The organism is Ruegeria sp. HKCCD6647-2, assembly GCF_057221075.1.
Genome location: NZ_JBWVBD010000001.1, coordinates 202,684 through 216,713, shown reverse-complemented (window position 1 = coordinate 216,713; position 14,030 = coordinate 202,684). Strand labels below are relative to the sequence as shown.

Here is a 14,030-nt window from a genome sequence, read left to right as displayed (position 1 = left end):
TGAAAGGCATGTTCAGGACAACGAAGGAGACCAGAGATGTTCAAGATCACTGCATTATCTACGGAAGAAGTACGCGCCCTTCAGGCAGGCGGACCGGATGCTTACGGAGTCAAACCCGAGCGTGCCATTTCGACGGGTGCAGGTAATCCCTGCCGTCATTGCCTGCAGAACATTCCAGAGGGCGGAGAGATGCTGATATTGTCATTTCGGCCTTTTTTAGAGACACAACCTTATGCCGAGACCGGGCCGATCTTTCTGTGTGCAGCGCCATGTGAGCGGTACGAGGGCGCAGGTCTACCCGAAATCCTGACCTCATCCCCGGACTACCTGATCAAGGGATACGGATCGGATGACCGGATCGTCTATGGCACCGGAGCAATCACTCCCACGGATCAGATCGGCGCAAAGGTCAGCGAAATCTTTGCCCGCCCGGATGTTGCCTATATCCACGTCCGGTCTGCACGGAACAACTGCTATCAGGCGCGGATCGACCGCACCTAAAGCTTGACCCGGTGAATGCCCCGGCGCGGCTGATCCTGATCATCCGCCGGCGGATCATCTTTGCGACTGGAGGTCAGCGCAAGGAACACATCCTCGAGGTCGGCCTCTTCGGTCCGGACGTCGCGGATGCGGATACTGGCGGCGCGGACGGATTCCAGAACCTGCTCGGCGGTGGTTATGGCACTGCGATATTGCAGCACCAGACTGCCATCGTCGCGCAGGGCGGACTCGACACCCTTGGTTTCAGGCAGTTTTGTGACAGGGCCGTCAGGAATGATCACCATCGTGCGGCTGTCCATGCGGCCCAGCAGATTGGCAGTGCTGTCCTGCGCGATCTTTTCGCCATGGTTGATGATGGCGATCTCGTCGCACATTTCCTGTGCTTCTTCCAGATAATGCGTGGTCAGGATGATGGTCATGCCTTGTTCATTCAGCTTGCGCACATTTGTCCAGAGCATCTGGCGCAGTTCGATGTCCACGCCGGCTGTGGGTTCATCCAGCACCAGAATCTTGGGGTGGTGCACCAGAGCCTTGGCCAGCAGCAACCGACGCCGCATGCCGCCGGAGAGCGTGCGCGCATAGGCTTCGGCCTTGTCACTGAGGCCGACAAGTTCGAGAATCTCATCGCTGCGGCGCTGCGCCTTGGGCACGCCGTAAAGCCCGGCCTGCACCTCGAGCGCGCCGCGCGGGGTAAAGAACGGATCGAGATTCAGTTCTTGCGGCATCACTCCGATCGCTGCGCGGGACTGGCGTGGATACTGATCCTGATCGAAACCCCAGATCGACACGTTGCCCGCTGATTTTACAACCAACCCGGCAAGAATGTTGATCAGGGTCGATTTTCCAGCTCCATTGGGCCCCAGCAGGCCAAAAACCGAGCCGCGCGGCACCGCCAGATCAATGCCTTTCAACGCATGTTTCTCAGGCTGGCCCTTGCCGCCCCGATAGGTCTTGCGCAGCCCGTCGATCCTGATTGCCGCATCGGCCATGTGGCTCTTGCCCCCGGTTTGTTCATCGCTCATAAACGCACCTAATGCATGCCCGCGAGGCCGACAACCGAAGAAGGATCGCCAGCCGTGACCATCGAAGCGCCGGAAACCAAGATCGTCGAAACCGCCCGTGTCGCCTGTGACGGCGGCGAAGGCGCATTGGGCCATCCGCGTGTCTGGTTGCAGATCCCCGAGGATACCGGCTGGGTCGAGTGTCCTTATTGTGACTGCAAGTATGTGCTGGCGGGACGCGAGGCCGAAGCCTAAACGCGTGCCGCCCGGGTCGGGCATTGAGTATTTTTGAAAAGATGAAAGTCGAGGCCGAGGTGTGGGTGGTTCTGCCGCCGCGCCCGTGGCATTAGTGTTGTCGGATGAGATCAGGAGAGGGTGCGCAATGACCACGAATTTCGGAAAAGGTTGTCATCTGCATCTGATCGACGGATCAGCGTTTATTTTTCGCGCCTATCACGCGCTTCCTCCGCTGACGCGAAAATCGGATGGGTTGCCGATCGGGGCTGTATCCGGGTTTTGCAACATGCTGCAAAAGTATGTCGAAGGTAACGCTGGGCCGGACGCACCTACCCATGTGGCGGTGATCTTCGACAAGGGGTCTCACACATTCCGCAATGACCTTTACGACCAGTACAAGGCCAACCGCGAGGCGATGCCCGAGGATCTGCGCCCGCAGATACCTCTGACGCGTGAAGCGACAAAGGCCTTCAACATCGCCTGCAAAGAATTGGAAGGTTATGAGGCGGACGACATCATTGCCACACTGGCTGTTCAGGCGCGCGAAGCCGGGGGACGTGTGACCATCGTGAGTTCCGACAAGGACCTGATGCAACTGGTCGGCGACGGGGTCGAGATGTTGGATGCGATGAAGAACAAGCGCATCGACCGGGATGGGGTGTTCGAGAAATTCGGTGTGGGTCCCGAGCGGGTGGTCGATGTGCAGGCTCTGGCCGGGGATAGCGTGGATAACGTGCCGGGCGCGCCCGGCATCGGGGTAAAGACAGCGGCCTTGCTGATCAACGAATTTGGCGATCTGGAAACGCTGCTGGATCGGGCGGAGGAAATCAAGCAACCCAAGCGCCGCCAGACCCTGATCGACAAGCGCGACCAGATCGAGCTGTCCAAGAAACTTGTGCAATTGGATGAGAATACGCCTCTGGACTTCACGCTGGATGATCTTGAAGTGCGCGATCCCGAGCCGGGCACGCTGATGAGTTTCCTGGCCGAAATGGAGTTCCGCACCCTCACCAAGCGGATTGCCGAAAAACTGGGGGTCGAGGCGCCGGTGATTGCGGATGCACCGTTGCCTGTTGCAGAAGTGCCGGGGGCCGAAGCCCTCCCGTTTGACGCGTCGAAATACGAATGCGTGCGGGACGCAGGTGCTCTGCGGAAATGGATCGATCAAGCTTACGAGCGCGGTTGGATTGCTGTGGATACCGAGACTACCGGGCTGAACGAAATGATCGCTGATCTGGTCGGCATCTCTTTGTGCGTGGAGCCGGGCGAGGCCTGTTACATCCCGCTGGGACATCGCGATGGGGCGAGTGGCGATCTGTTCGGCTCGGATGCCTTGGCAGAGGGGCAGATGCCGTTGGATGAGGCTCTGACACTGCTTAAGCGCATGTTCGAGGATCCGTCGATCCTGAAAATCGGGCAGAACATGAAATACGACGCCAAGATTTTCAAGCGCTATGGGGTGACGGTGACCCCAATCGATGACACGATGCTGATGTCCTACGCGATGCATGGGGGTGAGCACGGGCATGGCATGGATACTTTGTCCGAGCGGTATCTGAGCCACACACCGATCCCGATCAAGCCGCTGTTGGGATCCGGCAAGTCGGCCATCACCTTTGACAAGGTACCGATCGACGAGGCCACGGCCTATGCCGCCGAGGATGCGGATATCACGCTACGCCTGTGGGAGCTGTTCAAACCGCAATTGCACCAGGTGCAGGTGACGACGGTCTATGAAACCCTCGAACGTCCTTTGGTGCAGGTTCTGGCCGAGATGGAGATGCACGGCATCAAGGTCGACCGCGATGTCCTGTCGCGCATGTCTAACGCCTTTGCGCAAAAAATGGCCGGGTTAGAGGCTGAAATCCACGAGTTGGCGGGTGAAAATTTCAACGTCGGGTCGCCCGCGCAGCTGGGCGAGATCCTGTTCGACAAGATGGGTCTGGAAGGCGGCAAGAAGGGTAAGACCGGGAAATATTCTACCGGAGCAGACGTTCTTGAGGATCTGGCGACCGAACATGAGTTGCCACGCAGGGTGCTGGACTGGCGTCAACTTTCCAAGCTGAAATCGACCTATACGGATGCGTTGCAGACCCATATCAATCCGGATACGGGTCGGGTGCATACATCTTATTCGATCACCGGAGCGAGCACGGGACGTCTGGCCTCGACCGATCCGAACCTGCAGAACATCCCGGTGCGCACCGAGGAAGGACGGCGCATTCGCGAGGCGTTCATTGCCGAGCCGGGGAACGTGCTGGTCAGCCTGGACTACAGTCAGATCGAGCTGCGTATTCTTGCGCATATCGCTGATATTTCGGCTCTAAAACAGGCTTTCGCGGATGGGTTGGACATTCACGCCATGACCGCGTCCGAGATGTTCGATGTGCCGCTGGACGAGATGACGCCGGATATCCGTCGGCAGGCCAAGGCGATCAACTTTGGTGTGATCTATGGCATCTCGGGCTTTGGACTGGCGCGCAACCTGCGCATTCCAAGGGCCGAGGCGCAGGGGTTCATCGACCGCTATTTCGAACGCTTTCCGGGCATTCGCCGTTATATGGACGACACTGTCGCGTTCGCTAAAGAAAATGGCTATGTGCAGACTCTGTTTGGGCGCAAAATCCATACGCCTGAGATCAATGCGAAGGGACCGCATGCCGGCTTTTCGCGCCGGGCAGCAATCAACGCGCCGATTCAGGGTACCGCGGCGGATGTCATCCGGCGCGCGATGGTGCGGATGCCGAGCGCTATCGCCGACCTGCCCGCAAAAATGCTGCTGCAGGTGCATGACGAACTGCTGTTCGAAGTGGCCGAAGACGCTGTGGATCAGGTGATCAAGGTGGCGCGGGACGTGATGGAGGGCGCATCTGATCCCGCCGTAGAGCTGGACGTGAAGCTGGTGGTTGACGCAGGACAGGGCGCCAACTGGGCCGAGGCGCACTGAGTTCGGGCAAAGGAACGCGCTGCTCATCAGGCCCGGCGGGCCATCTTTGCAGCGGGTCAAGCCTGCGGCCTGACCGGGCACACCGCCGCCAAGGCGATATTATTGCCGCATCCAATGCAGACTGGCGAGGGCTTGAGTTGTCGAAGGTGTGTATTCAGCACTGACCCAGCCGGAGTATCCGCTAGCGTCCATTGCAGTGAACAGGGCCGGGAAATCCGTTGCGCCGCGCCCCGGTTCCGATCTGTCCGGCGCGGCCCCGATCTGGGCATGTGAAATACGGTCCCGATACCTCTCCCACACGGCAATTGCATCGCCGTGAATCATATGTGCGTGAAAACTATCGAATTGCAGGGCGACATTCGGACGGTTCACGCGATCCAGAACTTCGGCAGCCAGTGCGTAGTCATTCAGAAAGTAATCCGGTTGGGAGACCGGATTCAGGGGTTCGATTGTGAAGCTCTGCTGTGGCGCGAGATCTGCGGCCCATTGCAGGTTTTGTACAAAGCAATCCAGCGCCTGAGACCCTGATGAGTATCCCGACATGATATGGATCAGGCCGGGCCGCAGCACCTCGGCATACCGCAGGACGCGTTTGATATCTGACTGAAAGCGCGCCTCACCGCCCGGAACTGCGGCATAACCGGGCGCCCCGCCTGTGTAGTTGGGCGGTGGCGCGTTGATCAAAACAAGCTCCAGCCCGTTGGCCAGCAGCGCCCGGTGGGTTTCCTTGGCGGCCAGTTCGTAGGGAAACAGGATCTCGACCGCATCGAACCCGGCCTGTGCTGCGGCCTCGAACCGCTCGAGGTAAGGAAGCTCGGAAAACAGGAGAGAAATATTGGCGGCAAACCGGGGCATGGGCAGTCTCGAGTGGCAGGCGCGGCAACCTTAGCGGTCGGATGTGATCGCCGAAAGGGACTGAAAACGACAGATTGTCGAAAATCGACCAGAACCCACCTGCCATTTCAGAAATCGTAAGCCCATTGCGGCGAATCAATTACCTGACGCCGTGTCGGAAAAAAGGTCTGAATGCGATGGCGATGAGCCCGGAGCCCGTTCGCGGGAACACCCTTGTTGCGTCTGATGGTCGGCAATCGGCATTGTCCGGCAATTCACTGGCCGTCGCCTCTATGCTGACGTGGGCTGCCGGGTTTCCGGCGGCTGAGATATTGCTGCAGACCTGGCCGCCCGTGGCTTTGCTGACCGCTCGACTGGCACTGGCCGTTCTTTTCCTGATCCCGGTTTGGGTGCTGATTGACGGGCCGGATCGCGTTCTGCGTGCCCGTTGGGGGCATGCGCTGTTCGTAGGTGGGTTTGGCCTGGGTACGGGCATGTTTCTGCTGATTCTGGCGCAGAAACTGACGGACCCTGTGACCGTGGCCATTATCGCCTCTTGTGCGCCCCTCACAGCAACCTTGCTGGAGCTTGCTGCAGGCACAAGACGGCTGAAATGGAACTTCGCCATCGGTGTTCTGGTTTCCATTGTGGGCGGCTTGGTCGCCACCAGTGCCATGGCCCCCGCGCAGCTTGGGTTGGGTGCGGCTTGCGCGGTACTTTCAACGGGTCTGTTCTGCTGGGCCAGTCAGGCGACGGCGCGGGATTTTCCCGAATTGAGTCAGACCGGGCGCGCCACGATCATATTCGCCGGTGGGCTGGTCATGGCGGCCATCCTGATGTTCGCCTCACACCAGTTGGGCATGGATATCATGCCCAAAGCCGCAATTGATTCCGAGCAGATGGGGATGTTGGCGATCTATGCGCTGATTTCGATGGGAATCAGCCAGATACTGTTCGTCGGGTCGATTTCCAGATTGGGTGTCGCGCTCGCGTCATTTCACATCAACATCGCGCCGTTCTACGTGATGGTGATCATGGTCATGCTGGGGGACGAGTGGAACTGGACCCGCGCGCTGGGGGCCGGCATCGTGGCATGTGCCGTCATTCTGGCGCAGGATCGCAAGCCACGGCTGTCTTAATCCTCTGCCAGACTGTCCGACGTCGTGAGCGGGAAGAACTGGCCGCCAGACCAGACACCGAACCAGTTTTCGTGATGGATTCCGATGTCCACCAGGCGATAGAAGCTTTTGCGATCGATGCGGGCCTCAAGGTTTGCGCGGATCAATACATAGGGTGATGGCTCGTCTGTTTCCGTATCGAATTCAATTCTGATCGGGTGATCCGGGCTGGCCGTCGCCGTATCCCCGACCTGGGTTGTAAAGGTCAGCATCTGGTTCTCGCCTTCCCCTGCACGATCGACATCCACGGCGACAAAAGGTGCGTCCTCGACGGTGATTCCCACCTTTTCGACCGGCGTCACGAGGTAAAACCGGTCACCTTCTTTCTTAAGAATTGAGGAAAATAGCTTCACAAGCTCGAACCGGTTGATGGGCGACCCTAAATAACTCCAGGTCCCATCTTTTGCGATCCGGATGTCCAGATCGCCACAAAACGGAGGATTCCACAGGTGAACGGGCGGTAAACCCCGCGTTTTGGCTGCTTTGACTGATGCCGCCAAACCATCAGGCGAAGGTGTAACAGGTTTTTGTCCGCTCATTGCTTTTGCCATTTCCTCTCAGCGCGATACACTTCAATCATAATAGTCCACGGAAGGGAAAGTCATGACCGAACCCGCCGACCTCGTAGCCGAGATCGAAGCGCTGGAAAACAAGCTGCAAGACGCCAAATCATCGATCACACGCCGTTTTATCGGGCAAGAGAGGGTCGTGGATCTGACGCTGACGGCCTTGTTGTGTGGCGGTCACGCATTGTTGATCGGACTTCCGGGGCTGGGCAAGACCCGCCTGGTCGAGACGCTGTCGACCGTGATGGGGCTGCATGGCAACCGAATCCAGTTCACGCCTGACCTGATGCCGGCCGATATTCTGGGGTCCGAAGTGCTGGACACTGCCGAGGATGGCAGCCGCCACTTCCGGTTCATCTCTGGTCCGATTTTCTGCCAGCTGCTGATGGCCGATGAAATCAACCGCGCCAGTCCAAGGACTCAGTCGGCGCTGCTGCAGGCAATGCAGGAGCGTACGGTGACCGTCGCGGGTGAAGATCGTTCGCTGGGCGTACCGTTCCACGTGCTGGCCACGCAGAACCCGATTGAACAAGAGGGAACCTACCCGCTGCCCGAAGCCCAACTGGACCGGTTTTTGGTGCAGATCGATGTGGATTATCCCGACCGCCAGACCGAACGCGACATCCTGCTGGCCACAACCGGGGTCGAAGAGGAAGAGGCCAGCCAGATATTCACCAAAGACGAACTGCTGGCCGCGCAGGTTCTGTTGCGCCGGATGCCTGTTGGTGACTCGGTCGTTGAACTGATCCTTGATCTGGTGCGCGCCTTCCGCCCGGAAGAACCGGGCGTATCTGACCGCGTGGCGGAAACCGTGGCCTGGGGCCCGGGCCCTCGCGCGGCGCAGGCGCTGATGATGACGGTACGGGCCCGTGCGATGTTGCAAGGCCGTCTGGCGCCCAACGCCGAAGATGTGCTGGACATGGCGCGCCCGGTGCTCAGCCATCGTATGGCGCTGAACTTTGCCGCGCGCGCGCGCGGTGACAGTCTGGCTGATCTGATCGAAACCACGGCGCTCGGACTGACCCGGACCGAGGCCGCGGCGTGAATGCCGCGCTGACCCTTCGCGAACGATCCGAGGCCGAGGCGTCCCGGCTGCCACCGCTATTGGCGCGAGCCGAACACCTGGCAGGCACCGTTCTGCTGGGCGACCATGGGCGCAGGCGCTCGGGGTTGGGCGATGATTTCTGGCAATACCGCCCCGCGCAGGTCGGCGACAGTCGCCGGTTGATCGATCACCGGCGCTCGGCACGCGGGGATCAGCAATTTGTCCGGGAACGGGAATGGCAGATTGCCCAATCCATCATGCTGTGGGTCGATCAGGGTGCGTCGATGCGGTTTGCATCGGACAAGGCTTTGCCAGCCAAGGCTGACCGCGCGCGTCTGTTGGGACTGTCGACTGCCATACTTCTGGTGCGCGGGGGCGAACGCGTTGGCCTGACGGGCACCACGCTGCCACCCCGGCGCGGCAATGCACAGATCATCCGACTGGCAGAAGCGTGGTCCGAGGATGTAGTGACGGACTATGCGCCACCAGAGCACCGCGCGATGATTCCGCACGCGCGGGCTGTGTTCATCTCCGATTTTCTGGGGCCTCTGGACGAAGTTGAACTGGCCTTGACGAAATCTGCCGACCGAGGGGTACGCGGTGTTCTGCTTCAGGTCCTCGACCCGAGCGAAGAGGCGTTTCCCTATCGCGGCCGAACCATATTCGAAAGTGTTGGCGGCACCGTCCGTCACGAAACCCTCAAGGCCGGTGACCTGCGCGAGCGATACCTGGACAGGCTGGCAGAGCGGAAGGACGCGTTGGCGCAACTGTGCCGTTCGACCGGCTGGCAACTGGGCCTGCATCACACCGGAGAAAGCGCGCAATCGGCTCTGTTGTGGCTCTATCGGGCGCTGGATGGAGGTGCATTGTGACGGTTCTGACGGTTATCGGTTTTACCGCCCCTTGGGTGTTGCTGGGTCTTCTGACCCTGCCGATCCTGTGGCTGATCCTTCGCGCCGTGCCGCCTGCGCCAATCCGCCGCCTGTTCCCGGCCGTCACTTTGATGCTGGGCCTGAAAGACGACGAGAGCGTTTCTGACCGAACGCCCTGGTGGCTGTTGCTGCTGCGCATGCTGGCGGCGGCGGCGATCATCATCGGTCTGGCCGGCCCGGTTCTGAACCCTGCGCGCGACGAGACCGGTTCAGGCCCTCTTTTGTTGGTTCTGGACGCCAGCTGGGCGGGCGCGACGCGCTGGGCCTCGACTTTGGACCAGATCGATACGCAATTGACCGAGGCAGGCCGGGCAGGGCGCCCGGTATCGATCCTGCGTCTGACAGAGCCGGAAACGCCGATCTTCCAGTCGGCCGAAGCCTGGCGCGGTCGCTTGCCCGGTCTGACACCGATGCCCTGGCAGCCGACCGAAGCGCAGATTTCGGCCGCGATTGCAGCACTGGACGAAGTTTCCGGCGAATTCGATACACATTGGTTCAGTGACCGCCTGTCCTATGAAGGGCATGACCGGTTGCTTTCGGCATTACAATCGCGGGGAGCGGTCACGGCCTATTTGTCTCCGTCTCAGGTCGTCGCGGTCGCTCCGGCTGCCTATCAGGACGGGTCGATCTTACTGACCGCGCTGCGGGCTGATACAACCGGGCCGGTTTCCATCACTTTGCTGGCGCAAGGACGCGATCCGGCAGGCGCCATGCGGGTTCTGCATTCGGCGGAAATGCAGTTCGAAAGCGGCTCTGATCAGGCGCAGACCGAGTTGGCACTGCCTTCCGAGCTGCGCGCCCGGATTACCCGGTTCGAGATACAGGGCCAACGGTCTGCCGGTGCCGTCACCCTGATCGACGACAGCCTGCGCCGCCGCGAGGTCGCGCTGATTGCTGGGACGCTCAACCGTGAAGGGTTGGAGCTGCTGTCTCCGTTACACTATCTGACGCAGGTCCTGATCCCGACTGCCGATTTTGTCGACGGTGGTTTGTTGGAGGTTCTGCCCGCCAATCCGGACGTGATCGTACTGGCGGATGTGGCCAAACTGTCCGACACCGAACAGTCAGAGTTGGTCGAATGGGTTGAACAGGGCGGTTTGTTGCTGCGCTTTGCCGGGCCTCGCATGGCTGCCAGCGACCTTGGCCGGGACGAGGAGGATATCTTGCTGCCGGTTCGATTGCGCAGCGGTGGACGGTCGGTTGGTGGCGCGATGAGCTGGGGCGAGGCCAAGGGATTGGCGCCTTTCCCGGAAAGCTCGCCGTTTTATGGGCTGAAGGTGCCCGAAGACGTGACTGTGACCACTCAGGTCATGGCGCAACCGGATCCCAACCTTGCGGACAGGGTGGTTGCGTCCTTGTCCGATGGCACGCCTCTGGTGACGCGCAAGTCGTTGGGGCTGGGTCAGGTGGTTCTGTTCCATGTCACCGCGGATGCGGAATGGTCCAGTCTGCCGTTGTCAGGTTTGTTCGTCGAGATGCTCGACCGGCTTGCTGTCGCTTCGGCCGCCAAGTCGCGGCAGGTGGAACAACTGGAAGGCACCACGTGGGAGCCGATCCAGATTCTCGATGGATTCGGAGCCCTGTCGGAAGCCGGGAATTTGCCCGGAGTGGACGGGGTCGAACTGGTCTCTGACGACATTGGCCCTGAACTGCGTCCCGGCCTTTATGAAAGCGGCAAACAGAAACTGGCGCTGAATGTTTTGTCGGATGGTTCTGTTCTGAACCCGATCGTCTGGCCTCAGGACATTCCGATCAAAGGGCAGGAAGTCAGTGCCGAAACGCCCATCGGAGGGCTGCTGCTGAGTCTGGCCCTGATCCTGCTGACCGTGGATGTGATCGCTTCGCTGTCTCTGTCGGGTCGTTTGGGTCTGGCGCGCGCGGCAGTCATTGGGCTGGGGGTTTTGATGGCGGTGCCCCAGGCCCAGGCGCAAACGCCCGAGGAAACTGAATTTGCGCTGGATGCCACTCAGGAACTGGTTCTTGCACATGTGCTGACGGGCGATACACAGGTGGACGACATCGCGCTGGCCGGAATGCGCGGGCTGGTTCAGACGCTCTATTATCGCACCTCCGTCGAACCGGCGGAGCCGATCGGCGTCGATCTGGAACGTGACGAGCTGGCTTTTTTCCCGCTGCTCTACTGGCCCATCACCTCGGATCAGCCACAACCCTCGGCCGAGGCCTATGCAAAGCTGAACGCATATTTACGCTCGGGTGGGATGATCCTGTTTGACACGCGTGACGCGAATATCGCTGGATTTGGGGCATCCAGTGCAAATGGCCGTAAACTGCAACAATTGGCGGCCCCGCTGAATATCCCGTCGTTAGAACCTGTTCCCCGCGACCACGTTTTGACCCGCGCGTTCTATCTGCTGCAGGATTTCCCCGGCCGCTATGCCGGTGCCGAGGTCTGGGTCGAAGCGGCCCCGCTGGATGCGGAACAGATCGAAGGGATGCCTTTCCGAAACCTGAACGACAATGTCACGCCGGTGGTCATAGGCGGTAACGACTGGGCCGGGGCCTGGGCCGTCGATCGCAATGGGCAGGCGCTGTTGCCGGTCGGCCGAGGCTATGCGGGCGAGCGCCAACGTGAGTTGGCCCATCGCTTTGGCGTCAATCTGGTGATGCATGTTCTGACCGGTAATTACAAATCCGATCAGGTCCACGTGCCCGCCCTTTTGGACAGGTTGGGACAATGACCGGAACCGTAATATTTGACCCATTGGTTCCCTGGCCGATCCTGGCGGTCGTGGCCACGATTGGCCTGGGCGGAGTTATCCTGGCCCTGTGGCGCGGCCTTTCGGGCTGGGCGTTGCGTGGGCTGGCGGCTCTGGTTGTGATCGCGGCCCTGTCGGGCCCGGTTTATCAAATCGAAGACCGCGCGCCGCTGACGGACATCGTTTTGATGATCGAGGATGAAAGCGCCAGTCAGGCGTTATCGGACCGTGCCGAGCAGACGGCACAAGCCGCCGGGGAACTGGCAGCCGAGATCGAAAACCGTGAAAACACCGAACTGCGCCGAATCCGCGTCGGCGACGGGGACGGCGACGAAGGCACGCAAATCATGGCCGCCCTGAATGCCGCCCTGGCCGAGGAACCGCGGGCGCGCATTGCCGGGATCCTTGTGGTCTCGGATGGCATCGTCCACGATGTTGATCAGGCCCCGGACCTGCCCGCGCCCATGCATCTGTTGCAGACGGGGCGCGCTGATGACTGGGATCGTCGTTTGATCGTTCGCAACGCTCCAGCCTTTGCCATCATCGGCGAACCGGTAACCCTGACATTGCGGGTCGAAGACAGCGGTGCCGTGCCGCCCGGCGCCGTCACCGCACCGCTGGAAATCTCGGTTGACGGTGGCGAACCTGAAAGCTTTGCCATGCCCATCGGGCTCGACGTCGACGTACCGATTACGCTGCCGCACGGCGGACGCAACGTCATCCAGTTCACCGTGCCCCGGGCCGAGGGTGAGCTGACCGATCGCAACAACACGGCGCTGATCCAGATCAACGGCGTGCGCGACCGGCTACGTGTTCTGCTGGTTTCGGGTGAGCCGCATCCGGGCGGGCGCACCTGGCGCAACCTGCTGAAATCCGACAGCTCGGTTGATCTGGTGCATTTCACCATCCTGCGCCCCCCCGAAAAACAGGATGGCGTGCCGGTGGATGAGCTGTCGCTGATCGCCTTCCCGACGCGCGAGTTGTTTCTGGAAAAGATCAACGATTTTGATCTGATCATCTTCGACCGCTACAAAAGGCGGGGCATTTTACCGGCGATCTATCTGGACAACGTCACCAACTATATCAACGACGGTGGCGCGGTGCTGATTGCCGCTGGCCCGGATTTTGCATCGGCAGACAGTATATTTCGGTCGCCGCTGGCACCGCTGCTGCCGGCGCAACCCACCGCGCGGGTCATCGAGGAACGATATGTTCCCATGGTCTCGGAGCTGGGCCAACGTCACCCTGTGACCACAGATCTGGGCGATGCAGACAGCTGGGGCGCGTGGTTGCGCCAGATCGATGTGAACCACCGCACAGGCGAAGTGTTGATGACGGGCGTGGATGAGCGGCCTCTGCTGGTTCTGGACCGCGTCGGCGACGGGCGCGTGGCGCTGCTGGCTTCGGACCATGCGTGGCTGTGGAGTCGCGGGTTCGAAGGCGGCGGCCCGCAGCTTGAGCTTTTGCGCAGGCTGGCCCACTGGATGATGAAAGAACCCGAGCTTGAGGAAGAAGCGCTTTGGGCCGAGGCCACCGGTCAATCCATGCGCATCATTCGCCAAACCCTGAGCGATGAGGTTGGTTCGGTGACTGTGACCCGTCCCAACGGCGAAACCCTACAGGTCGAGCTGCAAGAGGTTCTGCCGGGACGGTTCGAAGCACAGTATTTCGGTCCCGAGATTGGCCTTTACCGCCTGCAGGAAGGCGACCATTCCGCAGTGATCGGCCTTGGTCCCGCAGCCCCCAAGGAGTTTGAACGCACAATTGCCACCGACGAGGTTTTGGATCCGGTTTTGGCCAGCCTGCGCGGCGGTTCGATCCGCGTTGAGGATGGCTTGCCCGTGATCCGGAACGTGCGCGCCGGGCGGCCGGCTGCCGGGCGTGGCTGGATTGGGCTGACACCGCGAAACGCGTATGAGACCCGCGATGTCACACAGGCCGGGCTGTTGCCACCGTGGCTGGTTCTGCTTCTTGCCGGTGGGTTCCTGCTGGCCGGTTGGCTGCGAGAGGGACGGCACTAGCCAGCTTAAGCACTTTTTCATCGTCTGCCGGGATGCTGTACGCAAACTGTC

The 14,030-nt window shown here is 60.6% G+C and carries 11 protein-coding genes; 8 read left to right on the top strand and 3 right to left on the bottom strand.

The features are described 5' to 3' along the window. Positions 1 to 36 precede the first annotated feature (36 nt). Positions 37 to 501 carry a DUF1203 domain-containing protein gene (locus AC2TDJ_RS01010; RefSeq protein WP_480838366.1) on the top strand — a complete coding sequence of 155 codons (465 nt, stop codon included), beginning with the start codon at positions 37 to 39 and terminating at the stop codon, positions 499 to 501. Here AC2TDJ_RS01010 and AC2TDJ_RS01005 read toward each other — a convergent pair. Beyond that, entirely contained in the window at positions 498 to 1,490 is a 993-nt protein-coding gene (locus AC2TDJ_RS01005) for an ABC transporter ATP-binding protein (protein WP_480840178.1), read from the bottom strand. The two genes, AC2TDJ_RS01010 and AC2TDJ_RS01005, sit on opposite strands and share 4 nt — an antisense overlap. A gap of 87 nt (positions 1,491 to 1,577) precedes the next feature. On the opposite strand from AC2TDJ_RS01005, the gene AC2TDJ_RS01000 reads away from it, so the two are divergent. Together AC2TDJ_RS01000 and polA are read left to right on the top strand one after the other, a co-directional pair. Further along, positions 1,578 to 1,757 carry a zinc-finger domain-containing protein gene (locus AC2TDJ_RS01000; RefSeq protein ID WP_480838364.1) on the top strand — a complete coding sequence of 60 codons (180 nt, stop codon included), beginning with the start codon at positions 1,578 to 1,580 and terminating at the stop codon, positions 1,755 to 1,757. Positions 1,758 to 1,884: 127 nt separating this feature from the next. Continuing rightward, positions 1,885 to 4,686: a DNA polymerase I gene (gene polA / locus AC2TDJ_RS00995; protein WP_480838362.1), complete on the top strand. Its 2,802-nt coding sequence runs from the start codon at positions 1,885 to 1,887 to the stop codon at positions 4,684 to 4,686. 99 nt (positions 4,687 to 4,785) lie between these two features. Here polA and AC2TDJ_RS00990 read toward each other — a convergent pair whose 3' ends face one another. After that, on the bottom strand, positions 4,786 to 5,541 hold the full coding sequence (locus tag AC2TDJ_RS00990; RefSeq protein ID WP_480838360.1) for a hydroxypyruvate isomerase family protein: 756 nt from the start codon (positions 5,539 to 5,541) through the stop codon (positions 4,786 to 4,788). A 182-nt stretch (positions 5,542 to 5,723) separates the two neighbouring features. On the opposite strand from AC2TDJ_RS00990, the gene AC2TDJ_RS00985 reads away from it, so the two are divergent. Continuing rightward, positions 5,724 to 6,659 carry a DMT family transporter gene (locus AC2TDJ_RS00985; protein WP_480838358.1) on the top strand — a complete coding sequence of 312 codons (936 nt, stop codon included), beginning with the start codon at positions 5,724 to 5,726 and terminating at the stop codon, positions 6,657 to 6,659. Here the strand turns inward: AC2TDJ_RS00985 and AC2TDJ_RS00980 are convergent. Further along, a complete protein-coding gene (locus AC2TDJ_RS00980) occupies positions 6,656 to 7,237 on the bottom strand; it encodes a DUF1285 domain-containing protein (protein ID WP_480838356.1) in 582 nt (193 codons plus the stop codon). The two genes, AC2TDJ_RS00985 and AC2TDJ_RS00980, sit on opposite strands and share 4 nt — an antisense overlap. Before the next feature lie 64 nt (positions 7,238 to 7,301). Here AC2TDJ_RS00980 and AC2TDJ_RS00975 point away from each other — a divergent pair, with 64 nt between their 5' ends. The 4 genes from AC2TDJ_RS00975 to AC2TDJ_RS00960 are packed head-to-tail and all read left to right on the top strand — an operon-like array spanning position 7,302 to position 13,979. Further along, positions 7,302 to 8,309 carry an AAA family ATPase gene (locus AC2TDJ_RS00975; protein ID WP_480838354.1) on the top strand — a complete coding sequence of 336 codons (1,008 nt, stop codon included), beginning with the start codon at positions 7,302 to 7,304 and terminating at the stop codon, positions 8,307 to 8,309. Continuing rightward, positions 8,306 to 9,181 (top strand): DUF58 domain-containing protein, encoded by an 876-nt coding sequence (locus AC2TDJ_RS00970; protein ID WP_480838352.1) that lies wholly within the window; start codon positions 8,306 to 8,308, stop codon positions 9,179 to 9,181. The genes AC2TDJ_RS00975 and AC2TDJ_RS00970 overlap by 4 nt, the downstream gene beginning before the upstream one ends. Further along, positions 9,178 to 11,940, top strand: a complete 2,763-nt coding sequence (locus AC2TDJ_RS00965) for a DUF4159 domain-containing protein (RefSeq protein ID WP_480838350.1) — start codon at positions 9,178 to 9,180, stop codon at positions 11,938 to 11,940. The genes AC2TDJ_RS00970 and AC2TDJ_RS00965 overlap by 4 nt, the downstream gene beginning before the upstream one ends. After that, entirely contained in the window at positions 11,937 to 13,979 is a 2,043-nt protein-coding gene (locus tag AC2TDJ_RS00960; RefSeq protein ID WP_480838348.1) for a hypothetical protein, read from the top strand. The genes AC2TDJ_RS00965 and AC2TDJ_RS00960 overlap by 4 nt, the downstream gene beginning before the upstream one ends. Positions 13,980 to 14,030 lie beyond the last annotated feature (51 nt).

Bases quoted from the DNA above. Each gene is read 5' to 3' on its own strand.
- AC2TDJ_RS01010 (WP_480838366.1), top strand. From the start codon at position 37: ATGTTCAAGATCACTGCATTATCTACGGAAGAAGTACGCGCCCTTCAG.
- AC2TDJ_RS01005 (WP_480840178.1), bottom strand. From the start codon at position 1,490: ATGGCCGATGCGGCAATCAGGATCGACGGGCTGCGCAAGACCTATCGG.
- polA (WP_480838362.1), top strand. From the start codon at position 1,885: ATGACCACGAATTTCGGAAAAGGTTGTCATCTGCATCTGATCGACGGA.
- AC2TDJ_RS00990 (WP_480838360.1), bottom strand. From the start codon at position 5,541: ATGCCCCGGTTTGCCGCCAATATTTCTCTCCTGTTTTCCGAGCTTCCT.
- AC2TDJ_RS00985 (WP_480838358.1), top strand. From the start codon at position 5,724: ATGAGCCCGGAGCCCGTTCGCGGGAACACCCTTGTTGCGTCTGATGGT.
- AC2TDJ_RS00980 (WP_480838356.1), bottom strand. From the start codon at position 7,237: ATGAGCGGACAAAAACCTGTTACACCTTCGCCTGATGGTTTGGCGGCA.
- AC2TDJ_RS00975 (WP_480838354.1), top strand. From the start codon at position 7,302: ATGACCGAACCCGCCGACCTCGTAGCCGAGATCGAAGCGCTGGAAAAC.
- AC2TDJ_RS00960 (WP_480838348.1), top strand. From the start codon at position 11,937: ATGACCGGAACCGTAATATTTGACCCATTGGTTCCCTGGCCGATCCTG.